The organism is Kitasatospora cystarginea (genome assembly GCF_039533515.1).
GTDB classification, from domain to species: domain Bacteria; phylum Actinomycetota; class Actinomycetes; order Streptomycetales; family Streptomycetaceae; genus Kitasatospora; species Kitasatospora cystarginea.
Genome location: NZ_BAAATR010000034.1, coordinates 26,430 through 48,972, shown reverse-complemented (window position 1 = coordinate 48,972; position 22,543 = coordinate 26,430). Strand labels below are relative to the sequence as shown.

General features: G+C 68.7%; 26 protein-coding genes. 11 read left to right on the top strand and 15 right to left on the bottom strand.

The features are described 5' to 3' along the window. Positions 1 to 120 precede the first annotated feature (120 nt). The 7 genes from ABD369_RS29745 to ABD369_RS29715 all read right to left on the bottom strand — a co-directional run bounded on the left by ABD369_RS29745 (position 121) and on the right by ABD369_RS29715 (position 6,635). Complete coding sequence (locus tag ABD369_RS29745; RefSeq protein WP_344639666.1) at positions 121 to 354, bottom strand: hypothetical protein; 234 nt, start codon at positions 352 to 354, stop codon at positions 121 to 123. A 47-nt stretch (positions 355 to 401) separates the two neighbouring features. Continuing rightward, a complete protein-coding gene (locus ABD369_RS41280; RefSeq protein WP_425557813.1) occupies positions 402 to 1,994 on the bottom strand; it encodes a hypothetical protein in 1,593 nt (530 codons plus the stop codon). 95 nt (positions 1,995 to 2,089) lie between these two features. Then, positions 2,090 to 2,653: a WhiB family transcriptional regulator gene (locus tag ABD369_RS29735; RefSeq protein WP_344639665.1), complete on the bottom strand. Its 564-nt coding sequence runs from the start codon at positions 2,651 to 2,653 to the stop codon at positions 2,090 to 2,092. Positions 2,654 to 2,748: 95 nt separating this feature from the next. Next, positions 2,749 to 3,453: an ATP-binding protein gene (locus ABD369_RS29730; protein ID WP_344639664.1), complete on the bottom strand. Its 705-nt coding sequence runs from the start codon at positions 3,451 to 3,453 to the stop codon at positions 2,749 to 2,751. Continuing rightward, on the bottom strand, positions 3,453 to 4,436 hold the full coding sequence (locus ABD369_RS29725) for a hypothetical protein (protein ID WP_344639663.1): 984 nt from the start codon (positions 4,434 to 4,436) through the stop codon (positions 3,453 to 3,455). The genes ABD369_RS29730 and ABD369_RS29725 overlap by 1 nt, the downstream gene beginning before the upstream one ends. Beyond that, positions 4,436 to 4,789 carry a hypothetical protein gene (locus ABD369_RS29720; protein WP_344639662.1) on the bottom strand — a complete coding sequence of 118 codons (354 nt, stop codon included), beginning with the start codon at positions 4,787 to 4,789 and terminating at the stop codon, positions 4,436 to 4,438. The genes ABD369_RS29725 and ABD369_RS29720 overlap by 1 nt, the downstream gene beginning before the upstream one ends. 772 nt (positions 4,790 to 5,561) lie before the next feature. Then, entirely contained in the window at positions 5,562 to 6,635 is a 1,074-nt protein-coding gene (locus tag ABD369_RS29715; RefSeq protein WP_344639661.1) for an IclR family transcriptional regulator, read from the bottom strand. Positions 6,636 to 6,700: 65 nt separating this feature from the next. Between ABD369_RS29715 and ABD369_RS29710 the strand changes: the two genes are divergently transcribed. Beyond that, the gene (locus tag ABD369_RS29710; protein ID WP_344639660.1) at positions 6,701 to 7,576 is read left to right on the top strand and encodes a helix-turn-helix domain-containing protein; all 876 of its coding nucleotides are present in this window, start codon (positions 6,701 to 6,703) and stop codon (positions 7,574 to 7,576) included. A 25-nt stretch (positions 7,577 to 7,601) separates the two neighbouring features. Here ABD369_RS29710 and ABD369_RS29705 read toward each other — a convergent pair whose 3' ends face one another. The 4 genes from ABD369_RS29705 to fabG all read right to left on the bottom strand — a co-directional run bounded on the left by ABD369_RS29705 (position 7,602) and on the right by fabG (position 11,087). Beyond that, a complete protein-coding gene (locus ABD369_RS29705) occupies positions 7,602 to 8,171 on the bottom strand; it encodes a hypothetical protein (RefSeq protein ID WP_344639659.1) in 570 nt (189 codons plus the stop codon). Further along, positions 8,168 to 9,418: an MAB_1171c family putative transporter gene (locus tag ABD369_RS29700; protein WP_344639658.1), complete on the bottom strand. Its 1,251-nt coding sequence runs from the start codon at positions 9,416 to 9,418 to the stop codon at positions 8,168 to 8,170. Before ABD369_RS29700 ends, ABD369_RS29705 begins: the two co-directional genes overlap by 4 nt. Before the next feature lie 16 nt (positions 9,419 to 9,434). Continuing rightward, the gene (locus tag ABD369_RS29695; RefSeq protein ID WP_425557812.1) at positions 9,435 to 9,977 is read right to left on the bottom strand and encodes a hypothetical protein; all 543 of its coding nucleotides are present in this window, start codon (positions 9,975 to 9,977) and stop codon (positions 9,435 to 9,437) included. A gap of 405 nt (positions 9,978 to 10,382) precedes the next feature. After that, positions 10,383 to 11,087, bottom strand: a complete 705-nt coding sequence (gene fabG / locus ABD369_RS29690; protein ID WP_344639657.1) for a 3-oxoacyl-ACP reductase FabG — start codon at positions 11,085 to 11,087, stop codon at positions 10,383 to 10,385. A 398-nt stretch (positions 11,088 to 11,485) separates the two neighbouring features. On the opposite strand from fabG, the gene ABD369_RS29685 reads away from it, so the two are divergent. After that, positions 11,486 to 12,298, top strand: a complete 813-nt coding sequence (locus ABD369_RS29685; RefSeq protein ID WP_344639656.1) for a helix-turn-helix transcriptional regulator — start codon at positions 11,486 to 11,488, stop codon at positions 12,296 to 12,298. A gap of 122 nt (positions 12,299 to 12,420) precedes the next feature. On the opposite strand, the gene ABD369_RS29680 is transcribed toward ABD369_RS29685, so the two are convergent. Continuing rightward, positions 12,421 to 13,407 (bottom strand): hypothetical protein, encoded by a 987-nt coding sequence (locus ABD369_RS29680; protein WP_344639655.1) that lies wholly within the window; start codon positions 13,405 to 13,407, stop codon positions 12,421 to 12,423. A gap of 715 nt (positions 13,408 to 14,122) precedes the next feature. On the opposite strand from ABD369_RS29680, the gene ABD369_RS29675 reads away from it, so the two are divergent. Further along, a complete protein-coding gene (locus ABD369_RS29675) occupies positions 14,123 to 14,725 on the top strand; it encodes a DUF5753 domain-containing protein (protein WP_344639654.1) in 603 nt (200 codons plus the stop codon). 54 nt (positions 14,726 to 14,779) lie between these two features. On the opposite strand, the gene ABD369_RS29670 is transcribed toward ABD369_RS29675, so the two are convergent. After that, on the bottom strand, positions 14,780 to 15,958 hold the full coding sequence (locus ABD369_RS29670) for a helix-turn-helix transcriptional regulator (RefSeq protein ID WP_344639653.1): 1,179 nt from the start codon (positions 15,956 to 15,958) through the stop codon (positions 14,780 to 14,782). 217 nt (positions 15,959 to 16,175) lie between these two features. On the opposite strand from ABD369_RS29670, the gene ABD369_RS29665 reads away from it, so the two are divergent. Both ABD369_RS29665 and ABD369_RS29660 read left to right on the top strand, forming a co-directional pair. Beyond that, positions 16,176 to 16,373: a hypothetical protein gene (locus tag ABD369_RS29665; RefSeq protein ID WP_344639652.1), complete on the top strand. Its 198-nt coding sequence runs from the start codon at positions 16,176 to 16,178 to the stop codon at positions 16,371 to 16,373. Then, complete coding sequence (locus tag ABD369_RS29660; protein ID WP_344639651.1) at positions 16,370 to 16,582, top strand: hypothetical protein; 213 nt, start codon at positions 16,370 to 16,372, stop codon at positions 16,580 to 16,582. The genes ABD369_RS29665 and ABD369_RS29660 overlap by 4 nt, the downstream gene beginning before the upstream one ends. 5 nt (positions 16,583 to 16,587) lie before the next feature. Here ABD369_RS29660 and ABD369_RS29655 read toward each other — a convergent pair whose 3' ends face one another. Together ABD369_RS29655 and ABD369_RS29650 are read right to left on the bottom strand one after the other, a co-directional pair. Next, entirely contained in the window at positions 16,588 to 16,995 is a 408-nt protein-coding gene (locus tag ABD369_RS29655) for an NUDIX hydrolase (protein ID WP_344639650.1), read from the bottom strand. Then, complete coding sequence (locus tag ABD369_RS29650; RefSeq protein ID WP_344639649.1) at positions 16,992 to 17,636, bottom strand: NUDIX hydrolase; 645 nt, start codon at positions 17,634 to 17,636, stop codon at positions 16,992 to 16,994. The genes ABD369_RS29655 and ABD369_RS29650 overlap by 4 nt, the downstream gene beginning before the upstream one ends. A gap of 349 nt (positions 17,637 to 17,985) precedes the next feature. Here ABD369_RS29650 and ABD369_RS29645 point away from each other — a divergent pair, with 349 nt between their 5' ends. From ABD369_RS29645 to ABD369_RS29620, 6 genes are all read left to right on the top strand, one after another. After that, positions 17,986 to 18,495 carry a nucleoside-diphosphate kinase gene (locus ABD369_RS29645; RefSeq protein ID WP_344639648.1) on the top strand — a complete coding sequence of 170 codons (510 nt, stop codon included), beginning with the start codon at positions 17,986 to 17,988 and terminating at the stop codon, positions 18,493 to 18,495. A gap of 79 nt (positions 18,496 to 18,574) precedes the next feature. Next, the gene (locus ABD369_RS29640; protein ID WP_344639647.1) at positions 18,575 to 18,874 is read left to right on the top strand and encodes a hypothetical protein; all 300 of its coding nucleotides are present in this window, start codon (positions 18,575 to 18,577) and stop codon (positions 18,872 to 18,874) included. A 149-nt stretch (positions 18,875 to 19,023) separates the two neighbouring features. Further along, on the top strand, positions 19,024 to 19,608 hold the full coding sequence (locus ABD369_RS29635) for a CYTH domain-containing protein (protein ID WP_344639646.1): 585 nt from the start codon (positions 19,024 to 19,026) through the stop codon (positions 19,606 to 19,608). 43 nt (positions 19,609 to 19,651) lie between these two features. Next, positions 19,652 to 20,416, top strand: coding sequence for a hypothetical protein (locus ABD369_RS29630; protein WP_344639645.1), 765 nt, complete (start codon positions 19,652 to 19,654; stop codon positions 20,414 to 20,416). 2 nt (positions 20,417 to 20,418) lie between these two features. Then, positions 20,419 to 21,783 (top strand): hypothetical protein, encoded by a 1,365-nt coding sequence (locus tag ABD369_RS29625; RefSeq protein ID WP_344639644.1) that lies wholly within the window; start codon positions 20,419 to 20,421, stop codon positions 21,781 to 21,783. A 43-nt stretch (positions 21,784 to 21,826) separates the two neighbouring features. Continuing rightward, positions 21,827 to 22,513: a class I SAM-dependent methyltransferase gene (locus ABD369_RS29620; RefSeq protein WP_344639643.1), complete on the top strand. Its 687-nt coding sequence runs from the start codon at positions 21,827 to 21,829 to the stop codon at positions 22,511 to 22,513. Positions 22,514 to 22,543: the final 30 nt, after the last annotated feature.

Below are 22,543 nucleotides of genomic sequence, written 5' to 3'. Positions count from 1 at the left end.
CCGATAGGACACTCCAAGGGGATAGCTCGCTCCGCCGTGGGCGGCAACCCGCCTGGGACCAGAGCTGGTTGGCGGTCGGGGTCGGGCCCGGACGAGGCGGGGCCGGCGGGGAGAGTGCGGCTAGAAGTCGTCGGGGTTGGCCAGGCCACGGGCGGCGAAAGCAGCGATCAGGTGGTCCATCACCATCTCCTCGGTCTGGTCGCTGCTGAGGATCTCTGCCGATCCGGTCCCGGTCCGACGCACCCTCCAGCGGCCGTCGCCCAGCGGCTCGGCGCTGTGGAGGTGGCGGTGATGGGCGAGGACGGCGACGAAGTCGGCCACGATGTCGCGGTCGGCGAGAACGGCGGTGCTCATGAGGTGCTCCGTTGGATGAGAAAGGGAGAAAGAGGAGAACGTGGGGCTCAGCGCCTCGGAGGCGGGGGTTTGTCGCTTCGCAGGACCTGGACGATGTCCGCGAGTCGGTCGTTCGCCACGGTGAGTCCTTGGGACCGGATGCCATCGCGGACCGCCCGGTGGGTGATCCGGCCAGCCGCTGCTGCGGCTCGCCGGCCGGCTTCCAGCAGTGCTGGGTCCAGTCCGTCCAGATTCGGACCGCCGGGCCTAACCCCCGCACCGCTCTGGGCCGGACCACCCGGAGCCGGACCACCCGGACCAGCCGGGGCCGGAACGCTCGGACCACCCGGACCACCCGGGGCCGGACCGCTCGGACCAGCCGGAGCCGGACCGCTCGGCGCCGGACCACCCGGACCACCCGGACCACCCGGACCACCCGGGGCCGGAACGCTCGGACCACCCGGAGCCGGAACGCTCGGAGCCGGACCGCTCGGACCACCCGAGGCCGGACCGCTCGGACCAGCCGGAGCCGGACCGCTCGGACCACCCGAGGCCGGACCGCTCGGACCAGCCGGAGCCGGACCGCTCGGACCACCCGAGGCCGGACCACCCGGACCAGCCGGGGCCGGAACGCTCGGACCACCCGGACCACCCGGGGCCGGAACGCTCGGAGCCGGACCACCCGGACCAGCCGGAGCCGGACCGCTCGGACCACCCGAGGCCGGACCACCCGAGGGCGGACCACCCGGACCACCCGAGGCCGGAACGCTCGGACCACCCGGACCACCCGGGGCCGGAACGCTCGGAGCCGGACCACCCGGACCAGCCGGAGCCGGACCGCTCGGCGCCGGACCGCTCGGCGCCGGACCACCCGGACCAGCCGGAGCCGGACCGCTCGGCGCCGGACCACCCGGACCACCCGAGGCCGGACCGCTCGGCGCCGGACCACCCGGACCACCCGAGGCCGGACCACCCGGACCACCCGAGGCCGGACCACCCGGCGCCGGACCACCCGGACCACCCGAGGCCGGACCACCCGGCGCCGGACTACCGGAGTTATGCCCGGACCTGCGCAGGATCCGGGCGGCGATGCGGTCGCGGAAGCGCGAGCCTTGGCGGTGCGCGGCGAGCTTCTCGCCGGCACTTCTGGAGCGCGCCCTCTCGGCGCCAGCAGTGAGTTCCACCCGGGTGGTGCGGGCTGCGCTAAGAGCGGTCGCTGGCGCCGAGTCGGGGACGGCGGAGTTCTCGGGCTCGGCTGGACGAGCCAGTGTGATGCTGTCCGTAGCAATCGGCGATGGCTGGGCAACGTCGCCAGTGGTGTCGGTCTGGGGTCCACCGTGGCGGGTGACGATGATGCCGAGGTGGACCGCGCCGGCCAGGGCCAGCGGAGCGATGGTGCTCAGGGCGCCGACAGCCATGTCGCCCAGGCGTAGTCCGCCTGCTTGGCCGACGGTCTGCTGGTTGAGGCGGACTGCGTGGAGCGCGTTTGCCCAGACGCTGGTTCCGGTGGCGCCGGAGAAGAGCGTCCAGGTGTAGGCGCGGGCGGTCCACGGGGCCTCGCGGAGGAGGACCAGGGCCCGCACGCCGTAGGCGATGAAGCCGTCGACGACGACCGGGAAGGCGTAGGTGAGTTGGCCTCGGACGTGGATCGCCTGTGCCATCTGCTGCAAGGCGTCGTAACTGAGGGAGAAGCCGAAGGCGCCCAGCACGCCGATTGCCGCGATATCCCACGGGGAGACCTTGGGGCGGCGCGGGATCACGCGGCCACCACCAGGGTGGTCGTGGCAGCATGGCGCAGTTTCGCGGCGAGGGCGATCTCCTCGCTGCGCATGGACGCGGGGATGACGTCGAGCTGGGTGGTGGCCTTGCGGCGGCGCCTGGTGGCGTAGCTGTAGCCGATGCCCAGGGCCGCTGCCCAGGTGTCGATCGGGATACCGGCGTCGAGAGCCACGCGGACCACGGACATCTTCTCCTGGTCGGTCAGGCGCGGCCGGTGGGTGTTGGTGAGGGTGGCGCGGACGCGTTCGATTTCGACGCGGCGGCCTTCACGGAAGGAGACGATCTCGCGCAGCTGGTCCTCGGTGTGGCCTCCGCGGATCCCGTCGCGTACGCCGCACTCGATGGCGTCATCGAGGCACTCGCGGCGCACCGGGCACTGCTGGCACAGTGCGAGGGCTTGGCGGTGGGCGGCCACGCGGGGCTGGGCGAAGAAGATGTCGGGGTTCTTTATGCCGGCGCAGGCGGCCTTGAGGCGCCAGCGTGGGGAGCCGCGGTCCAGATGGGTGTGTGCGGCTTCGAGTTCGTTGACGGTGGTGTTCATTCGGGGTGTCTCCGGTCGCGCCTGGGTGAGTTGACGCGCGGGCAGGGCGTCTCCCGGGGACGGCTGTGCCGGGCCCCGCGCGGGATCGCTGGAGGTTAGAAGGAGGGAGCGCGGCGCCGGTCGGGTCCGGCGAGGACGGCCTTGTGGCACATCTGGCGCAGGCGGCTGGCGGTGCGGTCGCCGAGGAGACCGGACAGCTCGGCCGGGGTGATGTTGCTGGTGAGGATGGTCGGCAGCTGCTGCTCGTAGCGGTAGTTGATCAACCGGTAGGTGGTTTCCTCGGTGAACTCCGAGGCCCGGCCGGCACCGAGGTCGTCGACCAGCAGCAGCGGCGTGCGCTCCAGTTCGCGCATCTCGCGCTCGGGGTCGGCCCCGGGGCGCGGGCGCATCATGGCGTGCAGGGTCACCGAGGTGATCGCCTGCCAGCGCAGCCGGACGCCGGCACCCAGCAGCGCTCGGATCGCGCCGTAGGCCTGATGGGTCTTGCCGGTGCCGGTCTCGCCGAGCAGGAGCAGGGAGCGCGCGCGGGCGATGCCGAGCTGTCCCTCCGGGCCTCGGCGGGCGGCCTGCTTGACGTGCTCCACCCAGGCGAGGACCTGCGGGTCGTTGGCCACCGCGTCCTGGTACAGCGGCGGGATGCGGCTGGCTGCCAGCTCCAGCGCGTCACGGTTCGGCTGCGGCGCCGGGCTCTGCTCGGGCTGGCCGATCACCGCAGGGTCCACGCCCAGACGGGCGAACCGCTCGACCAGGCCCTGCAGTCCGGCGCCGGCGCGGCGCGGGTCTCGGTCGCGGCTGGCCATCACAGGTCCCCCGCGTATGCCGCGGCTCCGGCGGCCGGGTTGGTCCACGCCTGGTAGGCGCTCCCGGTACGGGTCCGACGGGAGGTCAGGGCCTCCTGGACGAAGGACTCCAGGGCGCTGGGGCCCTTGGGGTTCTGTGCGAGCAGCCGCAGGCCCGCTCGCACCTGCTCCGTGCCGTATCCGGCGCTGAGCAACTGCTTGACCTCCCGACCGAGGTGCCCTCGGAAGCGCTCGGTCGGCTGCTGCGGGCAGGACCGGACGTACTCGGCCACCAAGGCATTGGCTCCGGTGGTGTGCGGGTGAAGCACGGCGACCTGGTCGGCCGAAGGATCCTCGGAGGAGAGAACCTGGGCGGGCGCGGCGCAGCCGCCCCCCGGAGGGGTAGATCCAGGATCCGTGATCCTGGATCCGGTCGGGGAAGGTGTCATGGAGGGTGTCGTGGAGTCCAGCGACCGTGGGTCCTGGTGGTCGCGGTCGCTGCTCTCGGGCAGGCTCTGGTCGGCGGTCTCGGTAACGTCAGCCAGGTGCTGCTCGGGCTGGTGCTCCAGGATCTTCTTCCGGGTCCGCTTGGCCGGGACCGGCTTGTCGGCGTCGGCTTCCTGGGTCTGATGCAGCGGGCACGGCACCAGTCGGCTCACGCTGGGCTTGTCGATCCGCTGGTGCTTGTTGAAGTTGACGACGTGAAGCAGCTCTTCGCCTTCGTCGGCCGGGTTGACGTATCGGCACACCAGCCCGACGTCAGCCAGCTGGCGCAGGTCCTCCTCGACGCGCTCGGTCGTGTGGACGCTGCCGTCCCAGCTCTTCTTCCGCTTCCAGATCAATCCGCGCAGGATCCCTGCGTCGTCGATGACCCTTCCGCGATCGTCCACGTAGTTGAGCATGTAGACGAAGGTCCGCTCGGCCGACAAGGAGACTTCGGCGAGCTTCGGGTCGCGGCTCATCTCCGGCTTGTGGGTACGGATGCGCCCGTCCTGCACCGCCATCACGCCACCTGCCTGAGGGCACCGGCGACGGTGAGACGGCCGGTGGCCAGGTCGAGGTCGTGCTGGAGTCGCCAATCGCGACCCGGCTGGTCGCAAGCCACCCATCGGGCCACGGCCTCTTCTTGCTGCTGGGGCAGCGGGACGTTGTCGCCGTGGGCGTCGTAGGCTCGGGCCAGCCAGAGGTAGTCGGGCTCGGAGACGCTGACGCGGACCACCGCCGCGGCCGGTGCAACGGCTCGGACGCTGCTCTCGATCATCAGGGCGGTGCCCTCGGAGATGCAGGCCAGCCCTCCCATGACGACGCCGGCGGCGAGACTCCCCTCGGCCCCCTCTGTACGTGGGGTCGCAAACATGTAACACTTCCTCCGCGCAAGTGGCACCGGCCGAGCCTCCTACAGCAAGCCGGTGCACTGGTTTTGCCGTGCTCTTCGCACGGGCCTTACATGGCGCCTGGGAGTTCCCGCTCCCGGGCGCCATGTCGCTTTTGTGCGGCCATCGGATTGCTTCGCAACCGGCAGCAGCGCGACGCCTCTTGGCGCAGGAATGACTCTATGTTCGCCCACGGGAACGCGTCAACGAATTCACGCGATCTACGCGAATAGAAGCCCCATTTCCCGCCACGCGGGAAATGACAGCGACGCCCCCGAAGGCCATTTCCCGCGACACGGGAAATGGCTCGGTGGACATGACGCGCACATGATCGATTGCTGCGTCTCCGCTGGCCAGAGCCGCACCTCGCTCGGCCGGCCATCGTCAGGGCCGCGCGGCCCGCCGGAGCCATCTCACCCACAGCCTGGAATGAAAAATGCCCCCTAGAGGGGGCGCTGAAATGAAATCACCAAGGAGTCCAGGCCCCTTGCCGGAGTAATGCAGATAGCAACCTCCCCGAGGAGCCAGACTTCGTCACCCTTTCGTTTTCGAATGGGAGCGGCCTGGGCAATGAGATCTCGTGTCCGGCCGCCCCCACGGGAGCCGGAGGCGCGAAAGGGGCCCTTGCGGCCTCGCAGAGCGCTGCGCCTTCCGGGGCCCCCGGAGGCAGGAGGAGCGGACGGCTACTCAGCCCGGCCGCGGCGTGCGCAGCAGCTGCTGGCCGCGGGAGGACAGCACCGCGGCCAGCAACGGCACTCAGGCCCTGGAGGTCGGCACGGCGGTGTACTCGCTCAGCGTCCGCGCCGTTCGGCAGGTGTGCTCGATCAGCTCACTCATGTCGGCCGGCATCTCGCTCGCCGGCAGAGCGAGCAGCACGGAGCCGATGGCCACGTCACCCCACATGACCGGGGCCGCGATGGCGTCCCATCCGGGCACCACTTCCTCCCGGGCGACGGCGTACCCGGTATGCCGGATCTCGACGAGCGTCGCGGCCAGGGCCAGGTTGTCCCGGATGGCACCGGGCGCGGCGTCTGCGGGCACCTCCTCGTTGAAGACGAGTTCCTGCAACGGCGCGGGCAGGTGAGCGAGGATCACCCGGCCACTAGCGCCCGTGCGCAGGGAACGGGAGTGCGTCACCAGCGGGTGAGCGAAGACACCGAGTTCGCCCGGGTCGAGGTTCCCCCAGGCGTAGTCGGTGCACAGCCGGCGCAGGCCGCCGAACGGGGTGAGACAGAAGAGCAGAGCGATGCCGCCGGTCCGTTCATGAAGGTCGGCGAGGAGCTCCTGGGTCGTCGCGACACCCGGCACGTGCGCCATGGCGTGGATGGCGATCTTGATAAGGGTGGGTCCGGGCCGGTACTTTCCGCGGCGGATCTGGTCGATGGCGCCGCCGGGCACGCCCGACTGGAGGATGCGGTGGACAGTGGAGTCCGGCATGCCGGTGGCGGTCGCGAGGTCGAGCACGCTCTGGTCGCCGCCCTGGAGCTGGGTGAAGGCCTCCTGGAGAGCGAAGACCCGGGCATGACTTGAGGTCGTGACGGCCGTGCGGGCCGCGGCAGCGGCCTGGGCCGGCGATATGCCTGGCGCTATCCGATCCTGTGCGATACTCCGGTATCGAGATTCATACGGCCTGTCGGCAGTCAGCGGCGCCACACTCACCTGTTCCCCCAAAGAGCGAGGCCGGACCCGTCGCGACAGCTGAAAAGCAGGCCCGGCAAGACATGGCCGGGCTCGGAGACCCAGCGGAGGTTGGTCGGAAAGAGGACGCGTCACCCAGGAAGGGCGGCCAGCACCTCGATGTCGAACATCATACAACAGGCCCAGTGACATCGAACGTCCGCTAGGCTGTTCCCCCCCGAGTTCATGTTCATCGCGTGCCACAGGAGCTACCCCGGATGCCCGCTCGCAAGTTCGACGGCCAGGCGCTCCGTCGTGCCCGCAGAGCCCGTGACCTCTCCCAGGAGGCGCTGGGACGTGCAGAGGGCGTCGATGTCGACCAGTCCACGGTCGCGAAGTGGGAGAGCGGGTCGTTCCCTGAGCCCGAACGGCTGCCCGCTATCGCGCGGGCGCTTGGCGAACCGCTGGACGGTCTCTTCCCCCGCGACGGCCATCCTGACCTGGCCGACCTGCGATGTGACGCCGGCTTCGCGCAGCGACGGACCGGGGCGCTGATCGGAACCAAGTCGTACATTCCCGTCAGCAACGCCGAGCGTGGGGTGCGGCGGCTCAACGAGGCCTACGTCCCGCGCCTCGCCGAGGCGTACGGGGTGACCGAGGAGCAGCTTCGGGCGGCGCAGGACCGGTCGTTTGGTGTCGTCCCGGCCCCGGCCGCCGCGCCGCCGGTCCCGCGGACCCTCGCGGAGAAGCTCACCTATCTGCTGGACACGACCTTCCCGGGCGGCCGGCCGACGGATGCCCAGATCGCCGAGGCCGTCAACGCCCACGCAGGTGTCGACGTCATCTCTGCCGGCGCCGTGGAGGCGCTGCGCACGGGCACGCCCCCGCCTTCCGAGGTGCTCGCCGGGCTCGCGGCTGGCGTCGTCCTGGAGGGCCTGGCCGAGTTCTTCGGCGTCACGGCTTTGTTCTTCCAGAGCGACGAGGAGCTGGAGCGTCAGGTCGTGGACGCCATCAGCCTGCTGGCTCTGCGGGGCAGCACCGACACCTTCGCCTTGGCGGCCCGTGGCGGCCAGGACGGTCTTGGCCCGGCGATGCTCGCCAAGATCTCCGCGCTCGTCGCGGAGGCCCAACGCAAAGCGGGCCCCCGCCGCTGAGGCAGGGGCCCGCTTCGGTCCGCCGTCAGCAGAGCCAGGCGGTGGCGGTCGCAGCGCCGAGTGCGGCGCCCGCGATGGTCTGCGCCGCGGTGTGGTAGGTCAGCGCCACTCGCGACCAGCACACAGCGATGACCAAGAGATACGCAGCGATCCACAACGGCGAGTGGACCACGGCCAGCAGGGTGACAACTGCGCTGGCGACCGCGCTGTCCACGGAGATCTTCCAGACCGTATTGGTCATGAGCAGGCCGACCGTCATCACCCACAGGGCGATCATGGCGACGAGGATGTCACGTGGAGCGTGGCCGAGGACCATTACGAGGGAGCCGAGGCCGATCGAGCCGAGGATGACGAAGAAGATCGGGGCCCTTTGCTTCCGGTCAACCACGTGCCGGTCGCCCCAGGTGCCCCTCTTGCGCTCCCACTCGATGTAGCTCGCCGGGATGATGCCTGCGCACAGCGCGGCCAACAGCCCCCAGCCGATGCCGGTCCAGCTTCCGGCGGCAGCGGCACCCAGGCCGGTCAGCCCAACCAGCAGCACGTTGCGCGGCTGGAGGACATCGGTCACGGTGCGGGCGACGGCAGTCGTGCTCACAGCGCCATCTCCTCCATCTCCATGGCGAGTTCCTCCGCCTCGGCGCTCGCGAGCACTTCCCGGACTTGGAGGTCGGTCGCGGCGGCGTACGCCTCCTCGACCCGCAGCAGCCAGGTCACTTCTGCGTGGGTGTCCGCGATCGGCTTGCTTGGCAGCGCGGGCGCCGGCACGTCGCTGCGGAGGCCCTCCCGGGCGTTCAGCAGCGCCGCCTTGATCCACAACGCCTCGGCCGCTGCCTGCGGGTCCTCGCTCGAGTCCACGGCCTCCTCGATCACGGGGAGCAGGACCGGCGAGGCGTGGTGGCGCAGCTGCTCGACCACGTCCGCGATGTCCTGGGTCCACCGGTCCAGCCGCACGTCCATTGGCGGGTCGGTCCGCAGCACCTCGCGCCGGCGGCTTCGTGGCTTTTGGAACGGGACGTCGGGGAAGACGGCGACCAGGTCGCGCCACAGCGGGTAGAGGTTCCACAGGGCTCGCCAGGACCGCCACCGGGACGCGGCGACGTTGGTCGTCGGGATGCTCACCCCGGCGGCGAAGATCATGAAGAGCACGATCTGCATGTATTCGGTGTAGACGCCCAGCTGGTGGTTGAAGCCGGCGTCGAGCGGCGTCGCGAGGGTGACCCACATGAAGCTCGTCCGGATCGCGACGTAGGCCACGCCGATCGCCATGGCGATGGCCATCAGCCCCAGGCCGGTCCGCAGGAGGCGGGTATCGGCTCGCCGCGCCGCGCTGGACCACTGGTAGCAGGTGACCGCGCTGGACGCCCCCAAGTACACGTAGAAGATGGTCTCGTACAGGATCGCGCCCCACTGGCCGGCGTGGTCGGGAACGAAGTCCACGCTGGGGTGCAAGCGGTTCACCACGGTGAAGAAGAGCACCGTCATCAGCCCGAGCATCGCGACTGCGGCTTTCCAGGCGACCCGTTCGATCCAGCGCGCGACAGCGACGTGGGTCGGGATCACCTCCTGGTCGGTCTTGCCGTAGGACGCAACGACGTAGGTGAGGATCGCGAGGATCGCGCCGGTGCTGACGTAGTGCTTGAGCAGCACCGAGAGGTCCACGATCGGCTGGTGGTTCATCAGGCTGATCACGCCGGGGCTCTTGAGCCACAGCGCCGCCGCGAACCCCATGTAGCAGCCCCAGAGAGCGCGGCGGTGCGCGTCACCGTAGAGGACTGCCGGCAGGCGCCAGACTGCGACTGCGGTCATCGTGGTCGCGGCGGTGTACGCAGCGAGAGCAAGCACGGGAAGCTCTTCCTTCTTATCGCTGGCCGCGTCGGGGCGCGGCCACGGGGTGGGACAGAGTGGACTCCAGGAGGCTGACCATGTCGCCTCCGGTGGGGATCTGCCGCTGGACGATGCGTTTGATCAGCGACGCGCTCAGCTCCGCCTCGCGTTCCTCGCGGGTGTCGTAGCGGGCGCGGGCCTGGACGACAGCGCCGTTGCCCATGCGCTCGATGAGGCCTTCGCGCAGGTTCTCGGGCAGTAGCGCTCGCAGCTCGTCGGTGTCGAGGCTGGTGCCGTGGTTGAACCACTCGTGCACCAGCTCGTGCAGCTTCACATGGTCGGTCTGGTGCTGCGTGGGCCTTGGCCGGTAGAAGATCACGGAGAGGTCGTCCGCCCGCATGCGCAGGCCACAGGCGGTACGCAGGTCGCTGCCTCGATCGTCGAGCGGGACCAGTTGGATGGTGCGACCGCTCGCTGCCTCCATGGCGGCCACGAGGCCCTCGATCGTGAAGGGCTCCGGGATCGGCAGGTCTGACAGTTTGCGCTCGCACTCCCGGCGGAGCTGGCGCATGTTCAGCACGAGCCGCCTCCCCGTCCCGCCGCCATCGGCCGCCCGCGTTCCTTCGAGTGCGGCTGGCGTCCGCTGGCCACGTCTCTGGCAGGCTCGGCCGTGCCTGCGCGGCCGGGGAGCGGGATCCGCGCTCGGCGCGCGTCTGGGTGGACGATGTAGTTGGTGCCCGGGGCGGGCGGTTTCAACGCTGTGCCGTCCGGCAGCCGCAGCGCCGGGATTTCGTGGGTAGACACCGAGTCCTCGTGGGGGTTAGGGGCAAGGGTCTGGTTGGCCTTCGGGCGTGCTTGGGGGCACGCCCGGCGCAGGCCCGCCGCTCGCGGCGCTCCCGCAGCGGTGCTCCCCGCTGCGGCACGTAGGCGGTCCACCCGAACCGTGGACTGCTGTGTCCAGCTCCGGTCAACGTGCTGGAGGTCAGTGCCCCATGCCGGCGCCGCCGTCGACGGGGATCACCGCGCCCGTCAGGTAGCCGGCCGCCTCGCTCGCAACGAAGGCGACCGCGGCGGCGATCTCCTCGGGGCGGGCCATACGACCCAGCGGGACGCGCTGGAGGAGCGCCTCGCGCTGCTCCAGGGACAGGGCAGCGGTCATGTCGGTCTCGGTCAGGCCCGGGCAGACGACGTTGCTGGTGATGCCCCGCGCTCCGAGTTCACGCGCCAACGAGCGGGAGAACCCGATCAAGCCGGCCTTCGACGCCGCGTAGTTGGCCTGTCCAGCCTCGCCGGTCATGGCGACCGCGCTGCCGATGAACACCAACCGTCCCCACTTGGCGCGGAGCATTCCTCGCGCGGCCCGCTTGGCCGCCCGGTAGGCGCCGGTCAGGTTCGTCGCAATGGCCGCGTCGAAGTCCTCTTCGGCCATCCGAAGCAGCAGGACGTCCCGGGTGATCCCTGCGTTGACGACCAGGATCTCCACCGGTCCCTGCTGGGCCTCGACCGTGGCGAAGGCCTGGTCCACCGACTCTGGCGACGTCACGTCACACTGCACCGTCGCGAGACCCTCGACCGCGTCCGAACTGCGGGAGGTGACGGTGACACGGTGCCCGTCCGCGGCGAGCTTCTGCGCGACGGCCAGGCCGATTCCACGACTCCCGCCGATGACCAGGGCTGAGCGGGACATGGCAACTCCTTCGTGCTGTGGACCGCCGGCAGCCCGACCGCTGCTCGGCTCCCTCACCATGCCAGTCGCCAACGGGAAGTATCACTTCCAGAACTGGGAGTTCCAGAAGTCACAGTTCCGGAACTGACAGTTCCACGCTACGCGCATCGACAACGCAGAGTAGTTTTACCGACAGGTAGCGCAACCCTTAGGAAATGTGTCATGCCAGCCTTCGGCGTGGATATTTGATATATCGTCACACGAACCACAAGAAGCGCCATGATCAACTGATAGATCGTCATTCCGAGAACCTTGATCGACCTCCAAGAAAATGATCTTGGAATTGGGCGCCAATGTGGGTTTCCCCACACTCCGACCGGCGATGATCAACATTTTTACACTGCGTACACTCTCAGGCCATGAGTACCGACTTCGAGCGCCTTGCCGCCCGCGAGCAGACGCTCGCCGGCATGGTCCAGCACTGGCGGCAGCGGACCGACCCGAACGCCATCCCAGGCCTCGTGACCAGCTCAAACCGCCGCACGCGCGAGCTGAGCAAGAGCGAGGTCGCGCGCCTCACGGGCGTGAGCGTCAAGTGGTACTCGAAGCTGGAGAACGGCGAGACCGCTCAGTATTCCGACGGGTTCCTCGATCGCATCGCCTTTACTTTCCGGCTCACCGATGCCGAGCGGTTGGCCCTGTACCACCACGCCACGGGGCGGGCACCCGCCCCTAGGGCCCCGGAGCCCGGCGCCGTGGCAGCAATGGATGCAGATATGCAGCGGCTTCTCGACAAAATGCTGCCGCACCCCGCATATATCTCTGACGTCGCCTGGAACGTCGTAGCGCACAATAACCCCTCCCGGGAAATGTATCCCTGGGTTTATGAGCCCAACATCATGAGGTGGGCTTTCCTATATCCGGGAGCGCGCGAGCAGCTGGTCAACTGGAAGGAATCCTGGGCTGTGCCCTTCCTGGCCCAGATCCGCACCGCTGCGGCCCAGTACCCGCACAGCGAGCAGCTCAAGCAGCTCGTCCTGGACATCATGGAGGGCTGCCCCGAGGTCCCCGAGCTGTGGGAGCGGCACGACTTCTACGAGCACCCCGACGGCGACATCCGCCACATGCGCATTCCTCACGGCGGCCCCGACCCGGTCCCTGTCCGGATCATGGCGCTTACCCCGATGCGCGACAAGCAGCTGCGTTTCATCGTGGCATTCCACGGCGTCTGAGTCTCCCCACTCAGCGTGACCACCCTTGGGCGGCCGACCGCTGCGTTCAGGCGCCGTGCGTCCCGCCCTTCGGCCACTCCGCAGGGCGGCCCCACGCAGTGGCCTCCTGGGGCATCTAGGGCTCACGCGCCGCCTGCTACAAGGGACTTGGGCCTGGGGCGCATCACCGCCCGCACGCGGGCCACCCCCGCCGCTGTGGCGTGCGCCCCGCTGCCGATCTTCGACGCCGGGTCTGGCCGTCCCGAACAGGGCCCGCACAGCCCGGGGCTGGCCATGGGGTCGCGGCACTCGTCGCACTCGTACATCCGGCTGGCCCACGCGGTGCGCTCCACCGGCACCGGCTGCATCGGCAGCTTGCGCAGCAGTCGGCTCCGGATCACGCCGACCGGTGAGTGGATCGTCTCCGGCAGGCCGGGCAGCAGCGCCGCTGCCAGCTCCGCCGGGCCGCTGCCCACCGCAAGCCACTCCGCGACCAGGGGCGCCAGCTCGGCGACCTCGGCCTCGCCCAGGCGCAGGCGTGGCTGGGCACCCAGCACCTGGTACAGGGCGAGCGCAGCCGCCCGCAGCGGACCGTCTAGGTCCTCGACCGAGCTTCCCGCCCGCCCGCCCGTGGCCTCCGGCCGCCGCTCTGCCGGCACCGCTGGCGAGCCGACCGCAAGGCCAGCGCTGGGGAGGGAGGGTTCTTTGACCAGGTTCTTTACAACATGGGCGCCAGCATGACCGGAGTCCGAAGGACCGGACGCCGGACGGGGCACACTCGGCTCCACCTGCGGTTTTGCCGCTTCCAGCAGCTCTTTGGCTTCGCTCAAACCGGGTATCTGCGGGGTGTCATAGACGTGGGCCTCGCTGCGGATCGTGCCGTCGGGCATCCGGATCTTCTCGACCCGGTAGTACCCCGCCACGATCAGCTCCTTGAGCGCCTTGCGTACCGCGGCGCGACTGTCGGTGCTGGAGTCGGCGATCTGTCGTGCGTCCTCGCGCCAGCGTTCCGGCCGGGAGAGTAGGTCGGCGAGGAGCCCGCGAGCGGCGAGGCTCAGCCGCCGGTCCTGCAGGACGGCGTTGGGCAGCACAGTGAAGTTGCGCGCGTGGGCGCTACGATGTACGAGCATCGGGAGTGATAGCTCCTGTTGCCAGACCCCGGGGTGTTACCAGCACCGCCGGGGTCGCCTGTTTTCGGTTGGACCACGGAACGTACCAGAGGATTCCGCCCATACTTGTGGCCAACCGCGAGCGACATCGATCACAGAAATCGCGCCCGGTCTGAACCGATCAGCTGCTCCTATCCATAGGGCGCAGCACTGTTGACGATCGCTCACAAGTCGACGAAATCGCTCTCGGTGTACTCGATGTAGACCGTGGTAGCAATCCGCGCCACACGGGCGACTTCCCGGAGCCGGTCCATGCTGCGAGAGAGGATGTCGCTCCACTGCTCGACCGAGCGGGCGCCCCAATCCTTGTGCTCGACTTCGTGCCTACCGGCACCGCGTTCACCGCCTCGCCAGAAGGCTGATCGCTTGGACGCCGCACTTCTCGAACTTGCGCAGGCCCTCGGTGGCGATCTCCACCTGCCGCTGAAAGCTTCGGAGGCTGACCGCCCGCAGCACCCCGGCCGGGACCTTTCTGGGCGGCGATCTCACCGTCCTTGACCACACTGAATGGGATGATGGCGGCGGTGGTCGAGTCGAGTTCCATGCCCATGACACTAGTCGGATCACTTACACCCAAAACGGCCAACACACCCACGATCGGGTGACGTTGGCCGCCCTGCCGCAGTGCTCCGGTGCGCCCTTGACGGGTCGCCAAGTCCGCGAAACGGTCTTGTGCATGACCTACACCGAGTGGCGCGAGTGGATGAGCGATGGCCTGCGGCAGGGCCAGGACGAGACGTTCCAGGAGATGAAGCAGACCAAGGTACTCCGGGTCTACAGCTCGAACGTCGTTCCCGGCTTCCTCCAGACGCCAGGCTATGTCGCCGCGTTGCTGGAGAACATCACCGAATTCTTCGGCACGCCCAACGACGTGGACCAGGCCGTCCCGGCCCGGACCGCCCGTCAGGGCCTCCTGCACGACGGCGAGCACCGGTTCCGAGTCGTCGTCGAGGAGCAGGTTCTCCGCCACCGGATCGGCGACGCCGCCGTCATGGCCGAACAGCTTCGATATCTGCTCTCTGTCCTGCCGCTCCCTACCCTCTCCTTCGGCATCATCCCGCTCGGTGCCGTGCGCGCCGTCTGGCCACTGGAGGCGTTCTACCTCTACGACGACCGCCACGCCTCGGTCGAGAACCTCACCGCGCAGATCGAGGTGATCAACTCGACCGAGATCGCCGACTACGGCCGGGCGTTCGAGGAACTGGAGAAGGCTGCGGTCTACGGCGATGCCGTGAATGCCTTGATCACCGCTGCTCTCGGCGTTCTCGAAGTGGCCTGACGTGCCTCACCCCCGCCGTGCTGCTCGCGGCGGGGGGCTGCGGTGGTCTTGGGGTCAGGCTGCGACGCCGATCCGCTGGGCAAACCGTCGCAGCCCTGGGATCTCCCCGTTGGTGGTCAGTAGTTCGGTGGTGATGGACCGGACTTTCGGCCGGCGGGCTTCTTGCGGTGCGTACTGCTCCAAGGCCCGGAGCGCGCCGAACGCCCGCTCTGGTTCGCCAGCGTCCCGCCAGACACGGGCGACGTCCATGCACATGCGTCCGCGCCGCTCTGCATTCGGCAGCCCCCGCGGGTCCACCTTCGAGGAATAGGTGAGAGCCTGGTCGGTCTCGCCGAGGGCGTGGTGGATGGAGATCCGGTAGACGCTGGTCTGGTCGAGGCCGAAGACGCCGGGGATGTAGAGCGTCTGCGCGGCGGTCTCGCGCCGTGTGGCCGTCTCCTCGGCCTCCCCAACGAACTCCATCGCCTGGCCGCGCCAGCCGGCCTGTGCGGCGCTGTAGCTGGCGGTCAGCAGCAGGCTGCCTCTCAGCGCCAGCTGCTCGGGCTTCTCGTCCAGGCGGACGGCCGCTTCGTGAAGATGCTCGATCGCGGCCTGGTACTCGCCCGCGCGGCGCATCGTGATCGCCATTGCCTGCGCGGCCTCGCCCATCACCACCGGGTCGCCTGTCAACTCGGCCTGTGCACGGGCGCGCTCGGAGGCGATCCAGGCGAAGCCCTTGTAGTTCTTGATCGCCAGCTGGGCGAGCAGGGCGTAGGCGCGGGCAGCCACATCATGGGTGTTCGAGGCAACGGCGCCGGAGATAAGGATCGGCAGCATCCGGCCCAGCTCCGCGTACTGCGCTTCGTGGAAGAGCCGCCGGGCCTCGGCAAGGGAGGACACCAGCGCTGTTCGGGGCGCCGGTGCCACGTCGCGAAGGCGGAAGAGCGACCGCTCCATCACGCCTTCGGGCTCGGCCGCGGCGGCAGTGGAGGGGAGGGCGGCGGCAATTCCCACCCCGAGTCCCAGGGCGAGCACTTTTCGGCGGTTCACGTCGCTCTCCAGTCCGACCTTCTCAGCGGGAAGGTCCAGCACATCACATAAGTCCCTGAGTGCCCTCTCCTCCGGCTGAATCTCACCGCTTTCCACCCGTGAGACCCAAGAGGCGGAGTATCCGACGCGGTCCCCGACCTTCCCCTGGGACAGCCTCTTGCGTGCGCGGGCCTGCCGCAGCACTTCGCCCAACTCGTCATCCATGCACAAAGTTTGCAGCCTGCCGCACAGCCTGTGCAGACCTTCGGCGCAATGTAGCCCACAGAGGGTGACGGGTCGTTGACTGAACATCAGCCGCTCCGCAGGAAAGAGCCGGACACCCGGCCCTGGGACCTGCGGAGCGGCGCCCCGCGGCGGCCGCGTCGAAACGTCCCCCGACGTGACGGGCCCGCCGCACCTCACTCCTACCCGAGGAGAACTCGTGCAGCTCACCACCGAAGGCCGGCGACGACGGCAGGAAATCGTGCGGCCGGGCCGGCACTCCTGGGGAATCTGGCTGTCCGACCACCAGGGCGGCAAGGTCTTCATTGAGAACCTCACCCGCGCTGAGCGGCGCCGTTCCGTTCTGTCCCAGATCGCCGAGGACAGACGGCAGCATCGGGCGAAGGGACTGCGGTGAAGACCGACAGCAATGAGACCGGTCCCGACTTCGTCCCGCTTGAGAACAGAAGGCCCGGACTGACGATCCGGTCGTACCGGCTCACCGAGGACGGCACCGTCGTCAACGACACCGGCGTGGTCGAAGTCGACTCCGAACCAGACTCGTACGCCTACCACCCGGCCGCGACGTGGCCGAAGTGCCGCTGTCCGCACCACAGCGGGCGTTGATCGGATCAGCGGGTCAAGGTCGCATCAAGGTACGCCTGGACCGGCTCGAACAGGCCATACGGCACATACTCGGGGATCTCCGCATGCAGCACCCATGCCAGCTCAGCCAACTCGTCGGTGTCGACCACCGCGGCGTCACCGCTCATGACCTCGCAGGCCGTGTACGACATGTGCCGACCGGTCTTCGGGTGGACGCGCTCACCGAGCCGCTGGACGACCTTGACCCTCAGACCGACCTCTTCGGCCGTTTCACGAACGGCGGCTTCCTCGGCGGTCTCACCCGGCTCGACCTCACCGGCCGGGAACTGCCAGGACAGCTCGCCCTCCTTGACCCTGCGCTGCACCATCAGGACTCGGCCGTCCTGCACCACGATGGCAGCGGCGATGCCTGGCGTCTCGGTTTGCTCCGTCATGTCTGCGACTCCTCCAAGGCGGCCAGGATGGGTGGGAAGATCGTATCGGCGGGGATGAACCGGCTCACCGACTTTCGGGGAACCCACATCACGTCGACGTTCTCGGCGGCGTCTCCGTTGCTGGCGTCGCCTGCGAGGTACTCGCAGAGAAAGTACTCGCACATCACGTTCGTCACCGGGTGCAGTCGGGAGCCGAGGTTCTGCCGGACGGCGCAGTGCACCCCGGTCTCGTCGAGCGCCTCGCGCACGGTCACGGTCTCCGCCTTCGTTCCGGGCTTGATGACGCCGGCCGGGAACTGCCACGTGATCCCGGCTGCGTCGTCGTCGCGGCGGCAGACGAGCAGGACATCCCGTTCCCGAACGATTACGGCGATGGCGACCCGGAGAGCGTGGGCGCCGCTTCCCGCATCGCCACCCGCGAGACGTGAGAACCGCTGCCGAGCCGAGTTCGGGGCCTTCTCGTATGCATGGTCGAGCAGTTGCTGCATCTCCGCGCGCGGTACGAGGGCGGGATCGGCGTGCCAGGAGGCGACCGTTCTGACAGAGATGCCGAGGTGCGAGGCGAAGCCCTCGTTGGTCATCCGGAGCGCGGACTGGAGTAAGCAGGCGTACCGGCCGCTCCAGACGTCGATCACATCCATCAGTACCCCCTGTCCTAGCAGTGCGCGCCGGGACGCGGTGCACACAAGATGCACGCCGGATGCACTGACGCTTCATGGCGATGCGGTGCGGCCCGAGACAGACTCGGCACATCAACGGCGCACGCTCTCGGGCCGGACCATCCGAAATTGTAGGTGTGCATGCGAAATGGATCACCCGGATGGGAGAAACCCGTCCGGACGAGAACCGAGGGCGCCGCGAGTCCGGCCTCAGCCACCAGCGGGACGCCGAGCTAGGAGGGTAAAACCGCTTCACTCGCACGGGTAACCTCAGTCCATGACGAGCTGATCGTCCGTCATGTATCCACAGTGGCAAGCTGGAGGGAACCACATGCCCGAGGACCAGGCACACACGGTCGAGCGCACTCTTGTTCTATTGAAGCCCGACGCACTGGTGCGCGGGCTGGCGGGACGAGTCGTTCAGCGCTTCGAGGACGCCGCGCTCAAGATCGTGGGCGTCAAGATGAAGTGGATGGACGAGGACTTCACCCGCCGCCACTACTTCGACCTGGAGGAACGCCTCGGCTCCGAGGTCTACAACCTCACTGCGACGTTCATGCAGCAAGGGCCGGTCATCGCTCTGGTATTGGAGGGCTACGACGCCATCGCCACCGTCCGGAAGATCGTCGGCAGCACCTACCCGAACCAGGCCCCGGCCGGCACCGTCCGCGGCGACTTCTCGCACATGAGTTCTGCGGCCAGCGTCACCGTCGGCAAGGCCGTTGCCAACCTCGTGCACGCCTCCGGCAACAAGGAGGAAGCCGAGCAGGAGGTTCAGCTGTGGTTCGACAAGGACGAGTTGTACGACTACCGCACGCTGGCCGAGATCTACACCTCCTAACAGCGGGTCACGGCGTCACCGAGACGACGGCGCCGCCGTGATCACTACCGGGGCACGACGACCGATCAGAGAGGGCACTATGACCAACCAGACCCGCCTGGCCTCCGCCGAAGAACTGGAGTCGATCTTCCAGCGCGAGCTGGCGACCGACCGGTGGACGGCCACCGAGACCGCCTACGCGCTGGCGGTCCGGCTGCGGGACGCCGGCGACTGGCCCAAGTCCCGCGAGTGGGTGCAGCAGTGCCTCCAGCTGCTGGAGGGCTTCCCGAGCGAGACCGAGGACCAGGTGGCGACCACCCGTGTGGCGGTCGGCGGCGTCCCGCTGCCGAACTACCTGCACGCCGGTGTGATCCGGGAGCGCTTCGGCGACCTGGGCTGACCATCTCGGGTGGTGCGGCCGACGAAGTAACGGTCGGCCGCACCACCCGGCACCAACCAACAACTCCAGACCGCCCCATCCGGACCAACCAGGGGCCACCTGTCCTGGTTCGGCTGGATTCGCCACGCCTGAAACGAGGAGACACGACCGTGGCTGTCGAGATCGAGATGCGCGCCCGCTTCGACAAGGAGACCCATGACCGGCTCATGGACCTTCTGAGGCAAGACGGCGAGGACCTGGGCGACGACGCCAAGCACATCTACTTCTACGTGCTGCCCGAGCAGCTGCTCAAGGTCACGGACAACACGGCCGCCGGCACTGCGAAGATCACCTTCAAGGGCAGCAAGATCGGACAGGGTGCCGCTTTCTCCGAGACCGAGTTCGCCATCGCCCGCGAGGACGTCCCGGCGGCCGTGAAGGTGTTCAACGCTCTCGGCTTCGAGTCCGCGATGCACGAGGCGTTCAACGTCCGCCACAACTTCCGCTACCAGGACGTGGAGATCGCGCTCAAGTGGAGCGAGGCATGGGGCTACCACGCCGAGTTCGAGGTGCTGCTCGACGACGGCGCCTCGGACGCCGCCCGCGACGAGGCGTGCGCCCAGATCATCGACGTCGCCGCAGCGCTCGGCGTGACGCTGATGAGCGAGCAGGAGCTGGCCGACTTCACGGCCGCGTTCGAGGCCGCAAAGCAAGAGAGCAAGGCCCGCGAGGCACAGGCCGCGCCGATCCGGTAGGAGCCCCTCACCGCGGTAGACCACCAGAAGGGGGTGGGCACAGATGAGCACGACCCCGACGACCACAAGTCTGGTCGACCTGGCTGCCCGCAGGCAGCTGCCGCACCACCAGTACATGGACCAGGCCACCGTCGAGTGGATCAAGGCCAACCGGCCGGACCTCGGCACTGCCTGGCCGCCGCCTCTTCGGTCGGCCTCGAAGCACCTCCTGAGCCGGTCCGCCCTTCCGGCAACGTGGCTGGCGGAGCCCCGCCTCTACACCTCGATCCACGGCGTTCGGCACAGCATGCGGACCGCTGCGCTGGCCGCCTTGCTCGCCGAGGCGCACGAGCTGGGCGAGCTGGAGACCGCCACAGTCATCCTTGCCGCCGCCGTCCATGACTGCCAGCGCCTGCACGACCAGGACGACCAGGGCCACGGCGCTCGCGCCGCCATCTGGCTGGCCGCCAACGCCGACACCGTCTGGAACCACTTCGGCCTTGTGGCGACGCCCCGGCGGATCATCCAGGCCGCGACCGCCATCCGCCTGCACGACCTGCCGTACGACACCTTCGGCGCGGACGACCACGCGGACCACCGCCGAGCCGGGCGCATCTGCGACCTGGTCAAGGCCGCCGACGCACTCGACAGGTACCGCCTGCCGAAGCTCAGCTGGTGGCCCGACGCGCGGCACGTTCGTGAGCCGTCCTTCGACCAGCTCCGCGCCGTCGCCTTCGACCTGGTCGTCATCTCCGAGACCGCGCACCTCGCCGGCGCCAGCAGCGCCGAAGCCGTCATGTACGCGCTCGCTGAGAAGGGGCTGGTGTAGTCGTGAATCTCCGCGACACCTACGAGCTGTGGGCCGACGCACACGCTTTCTTCGACTCCGCATTACCGCCCGATGCTGGGCAGCGCGGCCCGCTGGCGGCCCAGACCGCCGTCTGGCACAAGCGCCTGACCGACGAGACGCCGAACGGCAGCCTGCTGCGCAAGAACGCGCTCTTCGACAGCCTGAGCAGCGACGGCAAGCTGCACCTGCTCCACGTCACCCACGCCCTGGAGGAGATAAGCCAGCAGGGTGTGCTCTACCCCTCCGGCGGGTGTCTCGTCGGCAGCATCTACTGCGCACCGCTCACGCCGACCGACCGCGGCTTCCGCATGCACAACCTGGCTGCTTACGTCCTCACCAAAGAGGCCCCGGCCTTCCTCTCCAGGGTCGGCCCGAGCGGGCGCACGCCCACGCCGCTGATCTTCGAGATCACCACGCCATCCCAGGCGTACCGCGGGCTGGCAGGTGTGGACTACCTGCGGCTGGGCTCGATCCACTTGCAGATCTACACCGACCTCGAATACCTGCTGAGCAAGACCGAACGGCACCACCTGCGCGAGACCGTCGTTAGCCGCACCAAGAACTCGGCGGCCTTTCTCGCCCTGGCCGCCAGCATCGCCTACCAGGGCTCGGCCGTGGCTGCTGAAAGATTCCTACAGCTTCTCGACGCGGCCATTCCGCGACTGCCGATCCTCGGCTACCTCTACTTCGAGGCCCTCGCCGAGTACCTGATGCTCCACTCCACCTCGCCACGGACCCGCCAGCTGGCCGAACTCGGTGAGTTCAACAACTGGATATACAAGGAGATGCTGTTCTCCTTCCCGGACATGGCCGGCAAGTTCAACCTCGCGCGGTTCCGCCCGCGCCCGCAGCAGCTTGCGAGCCTGCTCCGACAGGTGGACCAGACCATCAACGCCGACCACGCCAGCGCCTACTTGGTGGCGCGGATCAGCTACCTTGTCGCAGCCCGGCTGTTCACCAGCGGGCAGGTGCCCGGAGCCTGGCACCGCACACGCTGGGAGTTCGACAGCCTCGCCACCCAGCTCGGCCCGCTGCTCGGCCACCTCATCCACCGGGAACTCCGCAGCTTCGGCCGCTACCCCGACTTCTACTTCTACTTCGACCAGCACAAGGCCCTGCAAGCCTGGAACTACTGGAACCACATGGACATCGTGGTGCCGTTCAACGGCACGATGCCCAAGGGCGAGATCGGCATCAACCCGGCCTACCCGAACCTGGACTACCGCGTCTGGCGTGCCGAGCCGGACGACTCCGGGCACCTTCACCCGACCGAGCAGATGACGCTGAGCATCGCGCCGCGCCTGGTCGACATCAAGTACACGCTGATGCGCAACGGCAGCCGCTGACCGCTGCCCCAAGCCCCTCGACAACCAACTGCGGAGGAGCCGTATGCCCACCCATGACCCCACCGCGCCATCCGCCGCAATCTGGCCGGCGCCCGCTCAGGCCGCCGAAACGCTCTTCACCGAGATCTACCGCACCAACCATTGGGGCTCTCCCGAGTCGGTCTCCGGCCCTGGATCGGAGCTGCGGCAGACCAAGGCAGTTCGGGCTGCCCTCGCCTCAGTCCTCGCGCGCTACACGATCCGCACCATCACGGACGCCGGATGCGGCGACATCAACTGGATTCGCCACGTCGACGGGTTCGACCAGCTGAACGCCTACGTCGGTCTCGACGTCGTCGCTGACCTCGTCCAGCTCAACCAGGAACGGCACGGCAACGAACGCATCTCCTTCCAACAGGCCGATCTGAGCAGGGACGACATCCCGGCAGCGGACCTCGTCATCGCACGGGACTGCCTCGTCCACCTCACCCATCACGAGGTGCTCATGTTCCTCGACCGCGTGGCCACCAGCGGCTCGACGTACCTGCTCGCCACCACCTACGTCGGCGAGACCGAGAACCACGACACCGCGGATACCCACTGGCGCCCCCTCAACCTCCAGGCAGCCCCGTTCCACCTCCCCGAGCCCATCGAGCACTTCAACACCGACTTCACGGACGATGGCCGTCACCACCCCGGCAACGGACTTGGACTGTGGAAGATCGACCAACTCAATTCCCGAACCACCTGACCCCTCACCCAGGCGACCCAGGAAGCGAGA

What these genes read in the sequence shown, in the direction of transcription:
- ABD369_RS29745 (WP_344639666.1), bottom strand. Translation starts at nt 354, where the DNA reads ATGAGCACCGCCGTTCTCGCCGACCGCGACATCGTGGCCGACTTCGTC.
- ABD369_RS41280 (WP_425557813.1), bottom strand. Translation starts at nt 1,994, where the DNA reads ATGGCACAGGCGATCCACGTCCGAGGCCAACTCACCTACGCCTTCCCG.
- ABD369_RS29735 (WP_344639665.1), bottom strand. Translation starts at nt 2,653, where the DNA reads ATGAACACCACCGTCAACGAACTCGAAGCCGCACACACCCATCTGGAC.
- ABD369_RS29730 (WP_344639664.1), bottom strand. Translation starts at nt 3,453, where the DNA reads ATGGCCAGCCGCGACCGAGACCCGCGCCGCGCCGGCGCCGGACTGCAG.
- ABD369_RS29725 (WP_344639663.1), bottom strand. Translation starts at nt 4,436, where the DNA reads ATGGCGGTGCAGGACGGGCGCATCCGTACCCACAAGCCGGAGATGAGC.
- ABD369_RS29720 (WP_344639662.1), bottom strand. Translation starts at nt 4,789, where the DNA reads ATGTTTGCGACCCCACGTACAGAGGGGGCCGAGGGGAGTCTCGCCGCC.
- ABD369_RS29715 (WP_344639661.1), bottom strand. Translation starts at nt 6,635, where the DNA reads ATGTCACTGGGCCTGTTGTATGATGTTCGACATCGAGGTGCTGGCCGC.
- ABD369_RS29710 (WP_344639660.1), top strand. Translation starts at nt 6,701, where the DNA reads ATGCCCGCTCGCAAGTTCGACGGCCAGGCGCTCCGTCGTGCCCGCAGA.
- fabG (WP_344639657.1), bottom strand. Translation starts at nt 11,087, where the DNA reads ATGTCCCGCTCAGCCCTGGTCATCGGCGGGAGTCGTGGAATCGGCCTG.
- ABD369_RS29685 (WP_344639656.1), top strand. Translation starts at nt 11,486, where the DNA reads ATGAGTACCGACTTCGAGCGCCTTGCCGCCCGCGAGCAGACGCTCGCC.
- ABD369_RS29680 (WP_344639655.1), bottom strand. Translation starts at nt 13,407, where the DNA reads ATGCTCGTACATCGTAGCGCCCACGCGCGCAACTTCACTGTGCTGCCC.
- ABD369_RS29675 (WP_344639654.1), top strand. Translation starts at nt 14,123, where the DNA reads ATGACCTACACCGAGTGGCGCGAGTGGATGAGCGATGGCCTGCGGCAG.
- ABD369_RS29670 (WP_344639653.1), bottom strand. Translation starts at nt 15,958, where the DNA reads ATGGATGACGAGTTGGGCGAAGTGCTGCGGCAGGCCCGCGCACGCAAG.
- ABD369_RS29655 (WP_344639650.1), bottom strand. Translation starts at nt 16,995, where the DNA reads ATGACGGAGCAAACCGAGACGCCAGGCATCGCCGCTGCCATCGTGGTG.
- ABD369_RS29650 (WP_344639649.1), bottom strand. Translation starts at nt 17,636, where the DNA reads ATGGATGTGATCGACGTCTGGAGCGGCCGGTACGCCTGCTTACTCCAG.
- ABD369_RS29645 (WP_344639648.1), top strand. Translation starts at nt 17,986, where the DNA reads ATGCCCGAGGACCAGGCACACACGGTCGAGCGCACTCTTGTTCTATTG.
- ABD369_RS29640 (WP_344639647.1), top strand. Translation starts at nt 18,575, where the DNA reads ATGACCAACCAGACCCGCCTGGCCTCCGCCGAAGAACTGGAGTCGATC.
- ABD369_RS29630 (WP_344639645.1), top strand. Translation starts at nt 19,652, where the DNA reads ATGAGCACGACCCCGACGACCACAAGTCTGGTCGACCTGGCTGCCCGC.
- ABD369_RS29620 (WP_344639643.1), top strand. Translation starts at nt 21,827, where the DNA reads ATGCCCACCCATGACCCCACCGCGCCATCCGCCGCAATCTGGCCGGCG.